Genomic DNA, 17606 nt, shown 5'->3' on the forward strand with positions numbered 1-17606 from the left:
AGGCTATCTGAATCAATGTTTACTGTTGGCGATCACTATAGGCAGGACGACGGCCACCGCTGGAGCGACGGGGTTTGCCCGGTTTACCTTGGTAACCACCCCCACTTTTGTTCTGGCCACCGCCAGCATTGCGGCCACGACGGAGAACGGGCTTGTTGAAATCAACTTCCGGCACTTCCCAATCGGATTTCATCCAATGGGGACAGCTCTGGTCATAGATCATCTGTAAAGCAGCAGCGGCGATCGCCTGGGCATCGTACTCATCGCTCAATTCCCGCACTAAAGGAAGGAAGGAGGCCATCCGCTCACCGGTCAGGGCTTCCTTGAGTTGTTCCTGCAGTTTTTCAATCCGCTTGGCTTCCACCTGCGAACGGTTAGGAATGGTACAAACTTCAATTTGTTGTTTCAGACGGTTTTCGATGGATCGCAGTAAACGACGGTCAATGGGTTCCACCAAGGCGATCGCCTTACCAGTCTTACCAGCCCGACCGGTGCGGCCAATGCGGTGAATGTAGGTTTCAGCGTTATCGGGTAAATCAAAGTTGACCACATGGCTGAGGTTATTCACATCTAAACCCCGGGCGGCGATGTCCGTGGCCACCACCAGCTTAATTTTGCCATCCCGGAAACGGTGCACCAAACGCTCCCGTTGGGATTGGCTCAGGTTGCCGTGGTACTCATCCACGCTATGGCCCGCTTCTTGCAAACGACTGGTGAGGTCTGCGGCGGTTTGTTTAGTACGAACAAAAATAATGGCGGATTCGGGATCTTCCATTTCCAGAATCGGTTGTAGCGCTTTAGCCTTAGACCAACCGCGGGGCACGTGATAAAGCTGCTGCTCAATGCGGGTGGGGGTGGATTGGGTCTGTTTAACGGTCACCAGGGCGGGATCATTTAAAAATTGGTTGACCAATTCTTTGATTTCCCGGGGCATGGTGGCAGAAAAACAAGCGGTCTGCCTGGTGGGGGGAGTTTTACGCAGAATGGTTTTCACATCGTCAATGAAGCCCATGCTCAGCATTTCGTCCGCTTCATCCAGCACCACCCATTGGATGGTTTCTAATTTAAGTTTTTTGCGGTCAATTAGGTCAATCACCCGTCCAGGGGTGCCCACCACAATTTGCACACCCCGTTCTAGGCTGCGAATTTGCCGCTCGATGGATTGACCACCGTACACATTCAAAATAAATAGACGGCGCTCGTGGGAAAAGTCCTTCATTGCTTCCGCCACCTGCTGGGCCAATTCCCGGGTGGGGGTCAAAATTAAGGCTTGCAAGTCCCCCTCTGGGTCAATGCGGTCCATCAAAGGTAGGGCAAAGGCGGCGGTTTTCCCCGTGCCGGTTTGGGATTGGGCCAGCATGTCCCGGCCGCTCAAAAGCAGGGGAATGGCTTCAGTTTGAATTTGGGTGGGAGCCTCAAAGCCAATGTCGGCCAAGAGTTGACAACGTTTTTCAGAAAGACCAAGGTCAGCGAAGGTACTAGTCAAAGTATTAGTCATGGAAAAGTTAAATAATTTCGGATAACAAAAGACGGTTTAGTGGGCAAATAATTAAGGATTAAAAAGTTTGCGGGAATGGCTGGGAACCAACCGTCAATAACACAGCCAGTCCATCCCCTTAGTTCAATAGCTAAAAAACCTTAGCCTCCTCGGCGGTCATACCGTACAGGTCATAATCGTCGGTGGCAGTGATCACGACCGGGACGATTTCATTCAAATTGGCATTGCCCTTGACATAGACTAATCCGTCCACCTCTGGAGCAAAGCGGGTTGATCGGCCGATGAATTCCCCAGTGCTGGGATTTTCCTGCTCGATCAGCACATCCAGGGTCTGCCCCAAACAAGCGGCATTTTTCTGGGCGGAAATGGGCTGTTGCAGAGCCATTAACCGATCCCGGCGATCGCCCATTACTTCTTCGGGCACAGCATTGGGCAGATCAAAGGCGGCGGTGCCTTCCTCTGGGGAAAAAGTAAACACTCCCACATGGTCAAATTGATGGCGTTGGACAAAGTCTAGCAAATGCCCAAAATGTTCCTCGGTTTCCCCAGGAAAACCAACAATGAAGGTGGTACGTAGCACAGCGTCGGGAAGGGCAGTTTTTAGTCTAGTGATGATGTCGTCGTTGACTTGGCCCTGCCAGGGGCGATTCATGGCTCTGAGAATGTCGGGATGGGAATGTTGCAGGGGTAAATCCAAATAGGGGAGGACGTTGGGAGTATCCCGAATTGCCTCAATTACTTTGGGGGTCAATCCGGTGGGATAGGCGTAGTGAATACGAATCCAAGGAATATCGACTTTACCCAGGGCCTGTAATAGTTCTGCCAGTTTCGGCTCCCCATACAGATCCAATCCATAATTGGTGGTGATTTGGGAGATGAGAATTAATTCCTTTACCCCTTGGCTAGCCAGTTGTTCGGCTTCCGCCACAATAGATTCAATCGGGCGAGACCGTTGTTTGCCCCGTAGTTGAGGGATGATGCAAAAAGCACAGCGATAATCACAGCCTTCCGCCACCCGCAGATAGGCGATCGCCTCGTTGGTGGTGCGATAACGTGGCAAATTTTCGTCGGCTATGAAACTGGGATTGGGGGAAATGGCTTTAACTCGCTGACCCTGTTCCGTGCGTCGAATAATATCAACAATATTTTGGTAATCCCCGGTGCCCACCACGGCCACCGCTTCGGGAATTTCTTCTAAAAGTTGCTCCTGGAAATGCTGGGCCAGGCAACCGGAAATAACGATTTTCTTCTTTGCTTCCGCTAGTTCTACTAAGGTTCTCACCGACTCCTGGCGAGCATCCTGGATAAAACTACAGGTATTAACAATGACGTAATCTGCTAATTCTTCATTGGCATCGACTTGGTAACCCGCTTCCACCAGCAGGCCTAACATATGTTCAGAATCAATGCGGTTTTTTTCGCAACCCAAATGGTTGATGGCGATCGTTGGCGTTTGGCCCATAAATTAATTACTAGGGATTAACTGACTATTGACTGAGTTCGAGTCCAAGGGATGTAGGGTAGGGACTAAACCAGGCAATGATCAGCAAATTCTGTAAATACAGCCTGCGGATGGGGAACGGTGGTCAGACCCTTTTTATTTGTAAAGACATTGTAACAGATTTACACCAGAAAACCTGAGGTCGTTTGGTGTAATGTTATACATTTCCTGACATTACTCCCAATATTCTCCTACTCTGACGTTGAAAATGCCCACAGAAAAGTCGCCTTAATCCAGCAATAGATAGAAATATGGCGAAAAATTCCCCCATTAGTCCCATTGAGGAAATGGAGGAGGTTCTGAGCAAAAAAGTTTAAATAAATAATAATTTTCTAACCAAAACGATAGCCAAAGCCCCGCACTGTGACTAAATATTCCGGCTGACTGGGGTCCTGTTCCAGCTTTTCCCGTAGCCAGCGGATATGGACATCCACCGTTTTGCTGTCTCCCATAAAATCAATGCCCCAAATATGTTCAATTAACTGTTCCCTAGACCAGACTCGACGGGGATAGCTCATGAACAATTCCAATAGGCGAAATTCCTTCGGGGCCAAACTCACTTCTTCTCCCCGCATTAACACCCGACACTCCTGGGGATAAAGCACCAAATCCCTAAATTTGCGGAATGGGGCAATGTTATTACCAGCCAAGCCCTGGCGACGGATCATGGCGCGGCAACGGGCCACCAATTCCTTCAGGCTAAAGGGCTTAGTGATGTAGTCATCGGCCCCCACTTCCAAGCCAGTTACTTTTTCCATTTCACTGCCTTTGGCACTGACAATTAAAATCGGGGTATTATCGCCACCAAAGCGCAAACTACGACATACATCTAAGCCGTTTACCTGGGGAAGCATGATGTCCAGAATGATCAGGTCTACGGCGGCCTGACCGGGGTCTTCGCTAAATTCTTGCAACAGAGCTAAGGCATCACGTCCATCGTCCACCGCATAAACTTCATAACCTTCTTCCTGCAGTGATAGGACAATGGTTTCACGAATGGAAACCTCGTCTTCAACGACCAAAATACGATGGCTGGGGGGAATTTCCTGGTGTTGCAGACTATGGGGGGGGGCTTCTAGCGTTGCCATTGGGAAACCTACTAGATGGTATTTAACCAACATATAACACAGAACATTGATGTTAACAGCAAACTTTTTGGCAAAATAATGACATGGTGAAAAAAGCTAATCTCCGCTAGGGCTGGAAATTGGGCACGAAAAAAATTCCCCCGTTTGCTATTGAGGGAAAATCGTTGAATTGGCAAAGCCTAGATAGGAAATGGAAATTGGTTAAGTTTTGCCCCCTAGAATTTGCCGAAGCCTTCATCTACTAAGTTGGGATTATTTTGATAGGCGGCCACCGCTAGGCGATCGCACCGCTCATTTTCCTTATTGCCAGCGTGGGCTTTGACCCACTGGAATGTAACTTGATGTTTTTCGCACAGCGTTAACATCGTTTCCCACAGGTCGGGGTTTTTGGCCTTTTCCTTGGCATTCCTTTGCCATCCGTTGGCTTTCCATTTCTTGGCCCAACCCTTGCTCATGGCATCGACCATATAGCGGGAATCGGTATAGAGCAACACTTGGGACGGTTCTTGTAAATGACTCAAGGCGGCGATCGCCCCCATAATTTCCATGCGATTATTGGTGGTCATTTTATAACCGGCGGACAATTCCTCCCGACGACCATCACCGTAGAGAATCACTGCGCCATAGCCACCAGGGCCAGGATTCATGGAGCAGGCACCATCGGTGTAGAGAGTTACGGAATTGGGGGTAGAGGCCATGGACAAATTCAGCAAGGTTAGGGTTAATGGGAAAATCAGCGCTGGTCAAGCTGGGATCATAAGCAGGATGGAAAATCAGAGTGAACGAAGAGCGTTTTGCCGACACGAAACTAATGCGCCTACAACTTTGTTTATACCTGCTTCCCGTAGTGGGCATATTACCGTCCCTCTGGCAGTTACGCCAACCAGACCAACCTAACTGGGGCGACAATCAGCATCACCGTCAACGTCGCCGTTTAAGTCGTCGGTCATTGCAATTAACCCTAGGTTGGCTCTGCCTGTACCTATTACTCTGGGGGACTGGCCAGGGCGCGGGGGAATTGGCCGCATTTAGACTAATGTACCTAAATGGTCTGATCACCACCGGTTATTTCCTGGTGTGTTTGCTGTGGATGGGCAGAATTTTTTTCCAGCCTTTGCCATCCACTAAGAATTGAGAGTTCCCTCGTTCAAGGGCTTGGGATTTCTGCTTCACCGGGTTTATCTAGTCTTGGCTGTTCTGTGTTCTATGAGCCGAACAAAGCAATGGTTTTTGGGTTACCAGGGGTCAATCACAGATTTAAACGGATTAAATTTTTTCCCCTCCGGGACGTTAGCTTCTTCTTCTGCAATAAAGGTTTCCTCCCCGGCATTGAAGGGGGCAGCGGCAGGTTGGCCCAATTGATCGTCAATTAATAATTCTTCAATTTGATCAAAACCTTCCATAACGGTTACGGCTTGTTCATGTCTGTCCCTAGCCTTGGGCCTTTTGTGGGCAGATAAATCCTCCAGGGCCTGCAATTCTGCCATGAGGTCTAAGTTGGGGCCAGCAGCCGATGGGGAATGATGATCGCCAGCCCGGGTACGGTGAGCAGAAGGGCGATCGCCAGCCATTTTTTTCAAATCCGCCAGGGCACGGTTAAGCTCCTGCACAGATTTTTCCAGTTGTTGCAGACGTTGCCACCATTGGTCATCGGAGAACATAGTTTCCCCTGGGATGGTTTGAGTTGCGGGGGGAGTCATTGGTGATGATTGTGCACTAATAGCTTCAGGGGGGGACGATCGGGGCGATAGTTGCCGGGGCAATTGGGGAAAAAGTCTGGTCACTTCTTCGAGGGTGGTGACTCCCTGACTCACTAGGGTGATCGCCTGGCGAGCGGGACTAGCAATGCCAGCTTGACTTAAACCATTGATAATTTCTGCGTGGGAACAGGGGCTACTGACTAACTGTTGGAGCTCAGGAGTAATGGCCACGACCTCAAATATCCCCGTCATGCCAGAGTAACCAAGGCCATGGCACTGACGACAGAGACGACTTTTGATCATGGGTTGGGCCATCAACTCCATACTCAAACTGTTAGCCCGATAAATAGTTCCCGGAGGCAGACCAAAACGTTGTTGCTCTTCCGGTGTCACTTCCCCCCTCAAACGACAGGCTGGACAGACCCGTCGCACTGGCCGCTGGGAAACAATGCCCTTCAGGTGTTGCCCCAATACCGCTGGTTCAAACCATTGCTGCAGTTGGGCGATCGCCGAGGGCACATCTTTGGCAATGACAGAGGTGAAAACTAAATGGCCTTGGTTGAGGACTTGGGTCAAAATTTGGGCTGTTTCCTGATCCTCCAAGGGATCCACTGCCATCACTGCGGGCCATTGATCCTGGAGGGACTGCACTGCCTTTTCGCTGGTAAAGTCCTTTTGGGGGTTTACTTCTAGCTGATTAATGTTTTCATAAACATGGACAAGGGGATCGGACACCAAGGCAACGGAGCGATTCTGGTCCAACTGCTGTCCCAAAAAAGCTTCCATGGTAGTGGTTTTGCCGCCATAGGCCGCCCCAATTACCACCACTAAACCTTGGGATTCCTGGGCTAATCTTTGTAAACTTTCCTGGCTCTGGCGATCGCCACAAAGTTGGGCAAAATCAGGTAATTTTTCTAGGTGAGGAACCACCCGTACCAGTATTTTTTCACCGTAAAAACTGGGCAGAATATTGACGTAGAAAAATACTGACTGGCCATTATAACTTTTGCGGATGCGGGCCTTTTGGGGGATGTTGGTCTGGCTGGTGTCCAAATGGGCCATGGTTTTCACCCTGGCGACCAATTTGGGGCCTAACTCCCTAGGCAGGGGTTCAAGCAACATCCGGAGATTACCACCCTGACGAATCTGCACCAGCACCCGATTATCCTGGGGGTCAATGTGAATTTCGCTGGCCCCTTCCCGCAACCCAAGGATGAGAATTTTATTAGCTAATTTAACTTCTGGCCCTTCGGATTTGGCCTCTGGATTAGAATCATTTGTATTTTCGGCTATGGCACTGACCGGCGGGGGAGCAACCGGGGGAGTATTCTGCAGAGCTGCGATTTGTTGCGGTAAATCCTCAATAATTTCCGTTACTTCCACCACCGTTGCTTTGCCATCGTAGGGATCTTCACTAATCTCAGTTTGGCGGTGGGCGTTCAGGGCGGCCTGCACTTCCGGATCGTGGTAAAGCTGATCGATTAAATTATCAAAATCATCCTTGGTCACCCCCCGCCGCCGCAGGGTAAGCCGATGGGGCGCTAGTTGTCGTTGTAAAAATTGACTTGCTTCCGGGTCGCTGGGGTCCACCATCACCACTAACAAAGCCCCCGGATTTTCCCGGTAATGGAGGGGTAAAAAACCATACTGACGGCAGATGGGCAAAGGAAAGTAACGGTTCAGTAAACTGGCGATCGCCTCGGTGTTGGCCAGGGTCGTTAACTGATGTTGGTCAAAAAACTTCACCCCATGGATCACCGAAAGGGCAAACCGTTGCTGAGCTTGGTACTGGCGATGTAGTTCATCGGGCAAAGATTCCCCCAATATTGTTTCCACCAAAGTCGGCAGAGCAATGCCGGTGCGACGCGCCTCCATTAAAGCCTGATGAATTTGGGAAAGGGAAAGATAACCCGCTTCAATGAGGGCTTGTTCAAAAGGGGAGAGGCTAAATTCGGGGGAATCGGAGGAAAAGACCATGGCAGGGGCGACCGAGATAACAGTTCAGCAAACAACAACAGTGATGAGTAGTGCTAATTTCAGAATGCCTCAAGGGAGCAAAATCCTATCAAAATTGCGCTAAATACCCAAGGCTGACAATTTTTCCTACTAAACTTAGTACTTTCCCCTAGTTTAAGCAATGGTTGGCCGACTGGGGTCAATTTGTTCGGTTAAATCCCCTAATCCCAGGGATTACGAAAATCACAGCAATGGGGACAAACGGGGGGAAAAGTAACGGGCGGCGGAGGTACAGGTTTCCAAGACTTCCACGGAATGTAACCCCGGTACCCCAGCTTCTTCTAATTTGGCAAAGATCCAAGCGGCGATCGCCTCACTGGTGGGGCTTTCCAAACCAAGACTGTCGTTGAGGTAATAATGGTCGAGGTGATTTTTCACCAAGGGGTCCAAATGGGCTTTGAGCACACTAAAGTCCATCACCATGCCCGTTTCTGAACCAGTGGTTTTCAGGCGATCGCTGGCCACGTAAACCCGGCCCCGAAAACTATGGCCATGTAAGCGTCGACATTTCCCTTCGTGGTGGGGCAATTGATGGGCCGCCTCAAAGGAAAACTCCTTATAAATAATCCACATAAAAATCTCAAATCACTGTCTACTCACCCTAGGATGAGGGAAAATCGTCCCCAGTGACCAAACGCTGACCCCTTTAACATTAGCCAATTTTTGCCTCCCTCGATTAAGATTAGGAACTATATTTTGGCCCCTGCCACTTTTTTATGGCAATGGGAGTCCCTAAAAGTCGAAGCTAGATTTTTTGGCTGCTTCAGGCTTTGAAAATGAGGATTTACTATGTCTGAATGGGTTGAACAGCGTTTACAGTCCCTTGCCAAGGCTTTCGATCAATCCTATTGCGGAGCCATTGAGGCCGTGGTAGATCTGATTTGCCAAAGATTCCAGGCGGGTAATAAATTGCTCATCTGCGGTAACGGGGGATCCGCCGCCGATGCCCAACACCTGGCCGCTGAATTTGTCGGCCGTTTCCATTTCAACCGCCAAGCCCTACCGGCGATCGCCTTGACCGCCAACAGTTCCATCCTCACGTCTGTCAGCAACGATTACACCTACGATATTGTTTTTTCCCGTCAAGTGGAAGCTTTGGGCCAACCGGGGGATATTCTTTGGGGTTTGTCCACTTCGGGTAAATCCACCAATGTGCTCCATGCGCTGAAATGTGCCAAGGATAAGGGTTTACACACCATCGGCATGGCTGGTAATAACGGTGGTTTGTTCCAGGAATTTGCTGACTATCCCCTCTTCGTCGCCGACAAAAACACTCCCTGCATCCAAGAAGTGCATTTGATGACCTACCATCACATCTGTGAACAGGTGGAATCCCGTCTCTTCGCCCAAAAGTCTGTGGGAATCAAAGTCTAGTTGAAAGGGTGATCAAATTTAGTTCGATGGGGGGTAGGACTGCGTCCCCGTCCTGTAGGATACTAAAGCCATTTTTAATCTAGCCAAATAAATATTCACACCGATAACCTTGAGTGCCCTCCGCAAAGCCCTGTTCCTCGACCGTGACGGCGTCATCATTGACTATATTCCCTACCTTGGTAAACCGGAGCAAGTGCAGTTACCGGCCGGTGCCGGGGAAGCTTTAACCCAGTGGCAAAAAGCAGGATATTTATTAATTGTGATCACCAATCAGGCGGGCATTGGCCGGGGTTATTTTGACCACGGTGACGTGGCGGCGGTCCATACCAAAATCCGACAAGAGTACGGCAAAGAGGGAGTAAAGTTCACCGATTTTTTCCTTTGCCCCCACCATCCAGAGGACGGTTGTGATTGCCGTAAACCTTCCCCCGAAATGTTGTTGCGGGCGGCGGAGCAGTACCAAATTTCTCTCCAGGAATCCTACTTTATTGGCGATGCCCCCAGTGACGTGGGAGCAGCCATTGCGGCCGGTTGTCAGCCAGTGGTGCTAATGACAGGGCGGGGTGAGGAAACTTGCCAACAGTTGGATAAGTTTAGGTTGCAATTAGCTGGGCCAATTCCCGTCTTTGCCAATCTGGGGGAAACTGTTAGTCTGCTGGCTTCCCTTTCAAGCAAATGAACTCTGACCATTCTCGGGATCAACCCCTATTTATTTCTCTCATACCCCATCTGATGGGAGGGAAAGGCCATATTGTGCCTTACCACGGGGCGGTACGGCGATCGGTAGAGTATTTGGGGTGGCAGTATCAAGCTTGGGTGCCCCAGGATGCGGATCCAAATTTAGAAGAAATTGGCGATCGCCTCCATCGAATTCTTCTGCCGGAGGATTTGGAAGCGGAGGGGAGCATGGTGGCAAAAATAACCCGTCTTCCCCAAGCCATGCAATGTAGTGATGTTTTAGCTCAACAATTGCAATCTTTGTTAACCAATGGGGAAAGTAGACCAGTTATTCTATTTTTAGAACGGTTCATCCATCTCCAACTGTTTGCTATCTGGTGGGGACTACGGCAATTATCTCCCGAAGCCCGAAGCCGATTGCATTTTTGGATCCTCTACCGTCGGGACGTGCATCTAGACCAAACCCGTTCTATTTACCATTGGCTCCACCAACGCTTACGGAAATTATTACCCCCACCCCAATGCCAATTTTTAACCGATAGTGAACCCCTCGGGCGATCGCTCCAGGATTATTTTGGCCAACCATTCACCGTGATGCCCATTCCCCACACGGATTTTGCTGAAGTTGTACCTTTATTTACAGAAGCTGATCCCATTCTTTGCTGGTGGCCCGGTGCCCCTCGGGAAGAAAAAGGTTGGTCGGTGATGCGTCATTTGGTTTCATTGCCCCGGCCTAATTCACCTAGGCTCCAACTAATTGCGGCGGCGGCTTCCGGATTAAAAAGTGACAGTGAAGGAATTGAAGTTCATTTAATTGGCGATCGCCTGACTAGGGAAGAATACGCCGGTTGGTTAAATAAAGCCCAAATTATTCTCTTACCCTACGATCCAGAAGCTTATGCAGAAAGGACTTCCGGCATTTTCACCGAAGCCATCATCGCAGAAAGAATACCGTTAGTATCTCCGGGCACCTGGATGGCCAGGGAATTAAACCAGTACGACCTCGACAGTTTAGTAGTGGATTGGCAAGCCCAATCCCTAGTATGGGCAGAAATTGACCAAAAGTTGGCCGATTCAAGCATCCATCAGCAATTAGCAGCCATGGCCCAAGCTTACCGTCGGCACCACAGCCTAGAAAGTTATGCCAAAACCCTGCAAGAAATCTGGCTTTCCCGGCATAATGGAAACATGGAAGTTAACAATATGTAACATTCCGTCTCCAATTTTTCATCTTTCTAGGCAGATCCATCCATGCGCGTAATTCTGATGACAGGTAAAGGGGGGGTTGGTAAAACCTCCGTTGCGGCGGCCACCGGTCTCCGTTGTGCGGAATTAGGCCATAAGACCCTAGTTCTGAGTACCGACCCTGCCCATTCCCTCGCTGACAGTTTTGATCTGGAGTTGGGCCATGAGCCTCGCCTGGTGAAGGAGAATCTTTGGGGAGCAGAATTGGATGCTTTGATGGAGTTGGAAGGCAACTGGGGCGCAGTTAAGCGTTACATTACCCAGGTATTACAGGCCCGGGGGCTAGATGGAGTACAGGCGGAGGAACTGGCCATTCTCCCTGGCATGGATGAAATTTTTGGTCTGGTGCGGATGAAACGCCACTATGACGAAGCTGATTATGATGTACTGATTATCGATTCTGCTCCCACAGGTACTGCCCTACGTCTGCTCAGTTTGCCGGAAGTGGGGGGGTGGTATATGCGACGTTTTTATAAGCCTTTACAGGGGATGTCCGTGGCCCTCAGACCATTGGTGGAACCCCTATTTAGACCGATCGCCGGTTTTTCTTTGCCCGACAAGGAAGTGATGGATGCTCCCTACGAATTTTATGAGCAAATTGAAGCCCTGGAAAAAGTGTTAACAGATAACACGCAGACTTCCGTACGTTTGGTGACCAACCCAGAAAAGATGGTGTTGAAGGAATCATTGCGGGCCCATGCCTACCTAAGTTTGTACAATGTATCCACGGATTTAGTCATTGCTAACCGGATTTTGCCCGAAACCATTGATGATCCCTTCTTCCAACGGTGGAAAAGTAACCAACAGGTCTATAAACAAGAAATTTATGACAATTTCCATCCTCTGCCGGTGAAGGAAGCGCCCCTATTCTCGGAAGAAATGTGTGGCTTAGCAGCTTTGGAAAGACTGAAGGACACTTTGTACAAAGATGAAGATCCTTCCCAGGTTTACTACAAGGAAAACACCATTAACATTGTTCAGGGCAGCAACAATGATTACAGTTTAGAACTTTATTTACCAGGTATTCCCAAAGAGCAAATTCAACTAAATAAAACTGGCGATGAGTTAAATGTTCGTATCGGTAACCATCGCCGCAACTTGGTTCTGCCCCAGGCTTTGGCGGCCCTAAGTCCCGCTGGAGCAAAAATGGAGGATGATTACCTCAAAATTAGGTTTGCTGAGGCAGTTAAACGGTAAAGTCGTCATCACTAAAGAAGCGAATGGTTGCTTGCAAAGATTGTAAAAATAGGTCAATTTCTTCTTTGGTGTTGTAGAAATACAGACTGGCCCTAGCACTGCCGGAAGCGTCAAACAATCGGTGCAACGGTTGGGTGCAATGGTGCCCGGAACGGATGGCGATACCGTCTTGATCCACCATGGTGGCCACGTCGCTGGCGTGGAGTCCCGCCACGTTAAAGGACGCTAAAGCGGCCCGATCGCCGTGTTTGGGATTGGGGCCGTAAAGTCGCAGTTGGGGAATTTGCCCCAAGCCTTGCCAGAGGTAATGGGTTAATTCCACTTCATAGTTATGAATATTTTCCATCCCTAAGTCGGTTAAATAATCCACTGCCGCTCCTAAGGCGATCGCCTCGGCAATGGCCGGGGTCCCCGCTTCAAATTTGTGGGGCAACTCTCCAGTGGTGAAATGATCAAAAAAGACTTCAGCAATCATTTCGCCGCCGCCAAAAAAGGGAGGCATGGCTTCTAAGATTTCTTCTTTGCCGTAAAGGAACCCAATGCCCGTGGGAGCGCACATTTTGTGACCACTGGCCACTAACCAATCACAATCAATTAGTTGTACGTCCAGAGGGTAATGAGGCGCACTTTGGCAGGCGTCAACTAACACTTTAGCCCCAGCTTGGTGGGCTAATTGGGCAATTTCTTCCGCCGGGTTAACGCAGCCCAAGGTGTTAGAAATGTGAACAACAGTGACCAACTTAGTCTTTTCAGAAAGTAGAGTTTTAAAATGTTCTAAATCAAAGCTTTCTTGCTCGTCTAATTGGACAAATTTTAGTACAGCCCCGGTTTTGGCCGCCACCATTTGCCAAGGCACTAAATTGCTGTGATGTTCCATCACGGTGGTAATGATTTCATCCCCTGCTTTGAGATTATTCATCCCCCAGCTATAGGCCACCAAATTAATCGCTTCCGTGGCGTTACGAGTGTAAACAATCTCCCTTGGCGATCGGGCATTAATAAATTTTGCCACTTTATTCCGAACTGCTTCGTAGGCATCAGTAGCCCGCACACTTAGTTGATGGGCTCCCCGGTGAACATTAGCATTATCGTTTTCATAGTAATGCATCAATTTTTCCAGCACAGCCCGGGGTTTTTGGGAGGTGGCGGCATTGTCCAAATACACCAGGGGATGGCCATTAATTTCTTGATTTAAGATGGGAAAATCTTGGCGGACAGTGGCGGCAAGGCTGGGAATTTGGAGAGCAACCATGGCTTAAAAATCAAAGAATACTAAGGCTAACTAAAAAATCAACTAAAATACCGAGTTTGCTGACTGACTAAATAGTCCGACAGGAAACACATTGCCGCAAACGTCCTTGCAAAGAGGCTAAGGGAATTTGATCCAGAATTTCCCCAGCAAAGGCATCAATCAATAAATGGCGAGCATCATAATCATTTAGGCCCCGACTACGGAGATAAAAGACCTCGTCCGCCTCCAACTGGCTAATGGTAGCTCCGTGGGAACATTTAACATTATCAGCGGTGATTTGTAGCTCAGGTTTTGTATTAATACGGGCTTTGGAAGATAACACCAAATTACGGTTTAACTGTTGGGCGTTGGTCAATTGGGCCGCCTGGGGTACTAAAACCTTACCGCTAAAAACTGCCTGGGCATATTCATCCACAATACATTTATGGAGTTGATTGGTTGCCCCATGGGGATGGTTTAAAGCTATGGTACTGTGGGTGTCGCTCACCTGCCGTCCCGCCAGGATAGTTAAGGCCAAAAATTCAGTTTTCGTGGCTTCTTCCTGCTGTGTCATTTGCAAATTATGACGGGATAATTTTGCGCCTAAGTTAACATCAATTAATCGGTAACGACTTTGTTTCCCCTGGGCGATCGCCGTGGTGGCAATGTGGAAGCTATCACCGGAGTCCCGTTGGTTACGGATATGGGTAACCTGGGCATTTTCCCCTAAATAAATTTCGCTGACGATGTTGTTAAAGTAGGGCTGTTGCTGCGGGCGATCCGTGCAATTGGTGCTGATCGCTCCGTAGGACTCGGCGATGGTTACTTGGGCGTTATTTTCTACTACCACTAACAAACGGGGTTGCACCATGATAGGGGTTGGATCAACCACCGTTAAAAACAGTAAGTGGATGGGACTTTTCAGTTCAGTATTGGCGGGAATCCAGACTACCGCACTATCTGTCATCCCGGCAGTATTAAGGTTACTAAAAACTTCGTTACCGTCCGTTTTTTGCCCCAAATAGTTGGCTAACTGCTCCCTTTGATGGGCGGCAAGATTAGTCCAGGATTGACAAGTAATGGCGCTGGGTAAATCATTAGTATTCGACAACTCTGGAGTAAAAAAGCCATTGATAAATACCAGGCGACTTTGATGGGCTTCCGGTAAGTAGAAATTTTCCGCCGCCGCCACATCCAGACTAACTTTACCAGCGGCCACAAAATCAATTGCTTTTAGCTCGCTTAAATCCGTAAATTGCCATTCCTCATCCCGCTTATGGGGCAACCGCAAACTACCCAACAAATCGGCTGCTCCCTGTCGTTTATTCACCAAAATGGAGTCCTCCGTCCCGGAGACCATGGCTTGCTCCTTAAGGGCTTGCAGTTCTTTGTCTATCTCTGTTTGGTGAACTTTTTGAGTCAGGGCATCGGCTAAAATCGCGGCGGTCATGGGCAGTATCCTTGGAGATGGGCAAAGTGGATTAGTTTAGTTAGTGCAGTAGCTCAAATTGTCTCAATAATGCCTGGCGATCGGCCAACTTGCCTAGCAGAATGGAAAATAACGCAACCAAGCTGAAACAGAAGTTTAAATGGGAGCCAAAACCTGTTCATCGAGGAAATCGTACCCCTTCTCTTCCAATTCCAGGGCTAACTCCTTGCCTCCACTCATGACAATTTTACCGTCATACATCACATGGATATGGTCAGGAATAATGTAATTTAACAAGCGTTGGTAGTGGGTAATAACCAAGGTGGCATTGTCAGGATTTTTAAGAAAATTGACCCCCTCAGAGACAATGCGGAGGGCATCAATATCCAACCCCGAATCAATTTCATCAAGGATGGATAAAGTTGGCTCTAGGATTGCCATTTGCAAAATTTCATTGCGCTTCTTTTCTCCTCCAGAAAATCCTTCATTTAAGCTCCTTTCTAGAAAAGCGGGATTCATTTTCACCACGTCTAACTTTTCTTGAATTAGATCTTCAAAATCAAAGGTGTCTAATTCTTCTAAACCTAAATGTTTGCGTTTAGCATTATAGGCAATGCGGAGGAAATCTAAATTGCTTACGCCAGGAATTTCCAAAGGATATTGGAAGGCAAGAAAAATTCCCGCTAAGGCCCGCTCATGGGGTTCCAAAGCTGATAAATCTTGCCCCTGGTAGATAATTTCACCGCCAGTAATTTCATAGTCGGGATGCCCAGTAATTACTTTAGAAAGAGTACTTTTACCAGAACCGTTGCGTCCCATAATGGCGTGGACTTCCCCTGCTTTAATTTCTAGGTTAACTCCTTTGAGAATTTGATTTCCATCAACAGAGGCAGTGAGATTTTTAATGGAAAGAATAGTCTGGCTCATAAACGTATCAGAAATAACTTAATGAAAGATAGCTTGGTGAAGAATGAAAAAATCTAGGTTCTACTCTGGCTAGAATAGTTAATTATTCAGGAGAAAAATAGGTCAAACTTAAACCTAGCAGTTACCCCCCTTCGACAATTATTAACCCACAGTACCTTCTAGTTTGAGACTCAGTAATTTATCAGCCTCCGCCGCAAATTCCATGGGTAATTCGTTTAGCACATCCTTACAGAAACCGCTGACTAGCATGGACACCGCATCTTCCTCAGAAATTCCCCGTTGGGCAAAGTAAAAGAGTTGATCCTCGCCAATTTTGGAAGTGGAAGCTTCATGTTCTACTTTGGCGGTATTATTGTCCACTTGAATATAGGGAAAAGTATTAGCCGCTGCCCGATCGCCAATGAGCATGGAATCACACTGGGAATAATTGCGAGCGCCCTGGGCTTTAGGTCCCATTTTCACCAAACCCCGGTAACTGTTGGCGGAATTACCAGCGGAAATGCCTTTGGAAATAATGATACTACGGGTATTTTTACCGATGTGAATCATTTTAGTTCCCGTATCAGCTTGCTGTTTGTTGTTAGTTAAAGCAATAGAGTAGAATTCCCCGACGGAATTATCCCCAACTAGCACACAACTGGGGTATTTCCAGGTAATGGCGGAACCGGTTTCTACTTGGGTCCAGGAAATTTTGGAATTAACTCCTTTACATAGACCCCGTTTAGTCACAAAGTTGTAAATTCCGCCCTTGCCATTTTCGTCCCCAGCGTACCAGTTTTGTACGGTGGAATATTTAATGTCAGCATTATCTAGAGCTACCAATTCCACCACCGCCGCATGAAGTTGATTGGTGTCATACATGGGCGCAGTACAACCTTCCAAATAGCTAACGGAAGCCCCTTCTTCGGCAATAATTAATGTCCGCTCAAACTGCCCCGTATCCCCATTATTAATGCGGAAATAGGTGGACAATTCCATGGGACACTTCACCCCTTTGGGAATAAAAACAAAGGAACCGTCACTAAATACAGCAGAGTTTAAGGCGGCAAAGAAGTTGTCGGCGGTGGGCACCACACTGCCCAAATATTTTTGCACCAGGTCGGGATGTTCCTGCAATGCTTCAGAAATAGAACAGAAAATTACCCCGTCTTCCGCTAGCTTTTCCTTAAAAGTTGTGCCAATGGAAACACTGTCAAAAATGGCATCTACCGCCACATTACTTAAACGTTTTTGCTCCGATAGGGGAATCCCTAATTTTTCAAAGGTTTCCAACAAAGCTGGGTCCACTTCATCTAAGCTTTCTAGTTTTTTCTTACTTTGCTTAGGGGCGGAGTAGTAAATAATATCTTGGTAATCAATGGGGGGATAATGCACCGCCGGCCAAGTGGGTTCCGCCATGGTCAGCCAATGCCGGTAGGCCCGGAGGCGAAAATCCAACATGAATTCGGGTTCATTTTTCTTAGCAGAAATGAGTCGCACCACGTCTTCACTCAGACCACGGGGGATAGCATCCGCTTCAATGTTGGTGACAAAGCCATATTTGTAGGGTTGGTTGACCAGGTTTTTAACAGTGGTGGAACTCATCGAATGCAGTGTTCTCCGGGGAATTCAGATAGGGAACTGCCCAAGGCAAGGTAGATTGGCAGTGGGACGAAATAAATCTCAAGGAGCGAAACTAAAACAACAGGTAAGTTGTTTTAATCTATTCTAGAATAGATTAGC

The 17606-nt window shown here is 48.2% G+C and carries 15 protein-coding genes; 5 read left to right on the plus strand and 10 right to left on the minus strand.

Translation table 11 applies throughout. The annotated features are described in order from the left end of the window. Positions 1–19: 19 nt before the first annotated feature. From H6G46_RS03245 to rnhA, 4 genes are all read right to left on the minus strand, one after another. Entirely contained in the window at positions 20–1498 is a 1479-nt protein-coding gene (locus H6G46_RS03245; RefSeq protein WP_010873784.1) for a DEAD/DEAH box helicase, read from the minus strand. Between the two features lie 130 nt (positions 1499–1628). Further along, the gene (gene rimO / locus H6G46_RS03250; protein ID WP_010873783.1) at positions 1629–2960 is read right to left on the minus strand and encodes a 30S ribosomal protein S12 methylthiotransferase RimO; all 1332 of its coding nucleotides are present in this window, start codon (positions 2958–2960) and stop codon (positions 1629–1631) included. A 371-nt stretch (positions 2961–3331) separates the two neighbouring features. Beyond that, entirely contained in the window at positions 3332–4120 is a 789-nt protein-coding gene (locus H6G46_RS03255) for a response regulator transcription factor (protein ID WP_010873782.1), read from the minus strand. 182 nt (positions 4121–4302) lie between these two features. Beyond that, positions 4303–4785: a ribonuclease HI gene (gene rnhA, locus H6G46_RS03260; RefSeq protein WP_010873781.1), complete on the minus strand. Its 483-nt coding sequence runs from the start codon at positions 4783–4785 to the stop codon at positions 4303–4305. Between the two features lie 80 nt (positions 4786–4865). On the opposite strand from rnhA, the gene H6G46_RS03265 reads away from it, so the two are divergent. Beyond that, complete coding sequence (locus tag H6G46_RS03265) at positions 4866–5222, plus strand: hypothetical protein (RefSeq protein ID WP_010873780.1); 357 nt, start codon at positions 4866–4868, stop codon at positions 5220–5222. 100 nt (positions 5223–5322) lie between these two features. On the opposite strand, the gene H6G46_RS03270 is transcribed toward H6G46_RS03265, so the two are convergent. Continuing rightward, a complete protein-coding gene (locus H6G46_RS03270) occupies positions 5323–7764 on the minus strand; it encodes a GspE/PulE family protein (RefSeq protein WP_010873779.1) in 2442 nt (813 codons plus the stop codon). Positions 7765–7986: 222 nt separating this feature from the next. Continuing rightward, positions 7987–8376, minus strand: coding sequence for a 6-carboxytetrahydropterin synthase QueD (queD, locus tag H6G46_RS03275; protein ID WP_010873778.1), 390 nt, complete (start codon positions 8374–8376; stop codon positions 7987–7989). A 216-nt stretch (positions 8377–8592) separates the two neighbouring features. Between queD and gmhA the strand changes: the two genes are divergently transcribed. The 4 genes from gmhA to H6G46_RS03295 all read left to right on the plus strand — a co-directional run bounded on the left by gmhA (position 8593) and on the right by H6G46_RS03295 (position 12297). Further along, positions 8593–9177 carry a D-sedoheptulose 7-phosphate isomerase gene (gene gmhA / locus H6G46_RS03280; RefSeq protein ID WP_010873777.1) on the plus strand — a complete coding sequence of 195 codons (585 nt, stop codon included), beginning with the start codon at positions 8593–8595 and terminating at the stop codon, positions 9175–9177. Positions 9178–9286: 109 nt separating this feature from the next. After that, a complete protein-coding gene (locus H6G46_RS03285) occupies positions 9287–9856 on the plus strand; it encodes an HAD family hydrolase (RefSeq protein WP_020862049.1) in 570 nt (189 codons plus the stop codon). Next, positions 9853–11064, plus strand: a complete 1212-nt coding sequence (locus H6G46_RS03290; RefSeq protein WP_010873775.1) for a hypothetical protein — start codon at positions 9853–9855, stop codon at positions 11062–11064. The genes H6G46_RS03285 and H6G46_RS03290 overlap by 4 nt, the downstream gene beginning before the upstream one ends. A gap of 42 nt (positions 11065–11106) precedes the next feature. After that, the gene (locus H6G46_RS03295) at positions 11107–12297 is read left to right on the plus strand and encodes a TRC40/GET3/ArsA family transport-energizing ATPase (protein ID WP_010873774.1); all 1191 of its coding nucleotides are present in this window, start codon (positions 11107–11109) and stop codon (positions 12295–12297) included. Here the strand turns inward: H6G46_RS03295 and H6G46_RS03300 are convergent. The 4 genes from H6G46_RS03300 to sufB all read right to left on the minus strand — a co-directional run bounded on the left by H6G46_RS03300 (position 12287) and on the right by sufB (position 17468). Next, positions 12287–13549 carry a SufS family cysteine desulfurase gene (locus tag H6G46_RS03300; RefSeq protein ID WP_010873773.1) on the minus strand — a complete coding sequence of 421 codons (1263 nt, stop codon included), beginning with the start codon at positions 13547–13549 and terminating at the stop codon, positions 12287–12289. The two genes, H6G46_RS03295 and H6G46_RS03300, sit on opposite strands and share 11 nt — an antisense overlap. Before the next feature lie 67 nt (positions 13550–13616). Continuing rightward, positions 13617–14978, minus strand: a complete 1362-nt coding sequence (sufD, locus tag H6G46_RS03305) for a Fe-S cluster assembly protein SufD (protein WP_010873772.1) — start codon at positions 14976–14978, stop codon at positions 13617–13619. A 135-nt stretch (positions 14979–15113) separates the two neighbouring features. Next, positions 15114–15884 (minus strand): Fe-S cluster assembly ATPase SufC, encoded by a 771-nt coding sequence (sufC, locus tag H6G46_RS03310; RefSeq protein WP_010873771.1) that lies wholly within the window; start codon positions 15882–15884, stop codon positions 15114–15116. 141 nt (positions 15885–16025) lie between these two features. After that, on the minus strand, positions 16026–17468 hold the full coding sequence (gene sufB / locus H6G46_RS03315) for a Fe-S cluster assembly protein SufB (protein ID WP_010873770.1): 1443 nt from the start codon (positions 17466–17468) through the stop codon (positions 16026–16028). Between the last annotated feature and the right edge of the window lie 138 nt (positions 17469–17606).

The organism is Synechocystis sp. FACHB-908 (assembly GCF_014698595.1).
GTDB lineage: Bacteria > Cyanobacteriota > Cyanobacteriia > Cyanobacteriales > Microcystaceae > Synechocystis.

What these genes read in the sequence shown, in the direction of transcription:
- sufC (WP_010873771.1), bottom strand. Translation starts at nt 15,884, where the DNA reads ATGAGCCAGACTATTCTTTCCATTAAAAATCTCACTGCCTCTGTTGAT.
- H6G46_RS03270 (WP_010873779.1), bottom strand. Translation starts at nt 7,764, where the DNA reads ATGGTCTTTTCCTCCGATTCCCCCGAATTTAGCCTCTCCCCTTTTGAA.
- queD (WP_010873778.1), bottom strand. Translation starts at nt 8,376, where the DNA reads ATGTGGATTATTTATAAGGAGTTTTCCTTTGAGGCGGCCCATCAATTG.
- H6G46_RS03245 (WP_010873784.1), bottom strand. Translation starts at nt 1,498, where the DNA reads ATGACTAATACTTTGACTAGTACCTTCGCTGACCTTGGTCTTTCTGAA.
- H6G46_RS03300 (WP_010873773.1), bottom strand. Translation starts at nt 13,549, where the DNA reads ATGGTTGCTCTCCAAATTCCCAGCCTTGCCGCCACTGTCCGCCAAGAT.
- rimO (WP_010873783.1), bottom strand. Translation starts at nt 2,960, where the DNA reads ATGGGCCAAACGCCAACGATCGCCATCAACCATTTGGGTTGCGAAAAA.
- rnhA (WP_010873781.1), bottom strand. Translation starts at nt 4,785, where the DNA reads ATGGCCTCTACCCCCAATTCCGTAACTCTCTACACCGATGGTGCCTGC.
- H6G46_RS03255 (WP_010873782.1), bottom strand. Translation starts at nt 4,120, where the DNA reads ATGTTGGTTAAATACCATCTAGTAGGTTTCCCAATGGCAACGCTAGAA.
- H6G46_RS03290 (WP_010873775.1), top strand. Translation starts at nt 9,853, where the DNA reads ATGAACTCTGACCATTCTCGGGATCAACCCCTATTTATTTCTCTCATA.
- gmhA (WP_010873777.1), top strand. Translation starts at nt 8,593, where the DNA reads ATGTCTGAATGGGTTGAACAGCGTTTACAGTCCCTTGCCAAGGCTTTC.
- H6G46_RS03295 (WP_010873774.1), top strand. Translation starts at nt 11,107, where the DNA reads ATGCGCGTAATTCTGATGACAGGTAAAGGGGGGGTTGGTAAAACCTCC.
- sufB (WP_010873770.1), bottom strand. Translation starts at nt 17,468, where the DNA reads ATGAGTTCCACCACTGTTAAAAACCTGGTCAACCAACCCTACAAATAT.
- sufD (WP_010873772.1), bottom strand. Translation starts at nt 14,978, where the DNA reads ATGACCGCCGCGATTTTAGCCGATGCCCTGACTCAAAAAGTTCACCAA.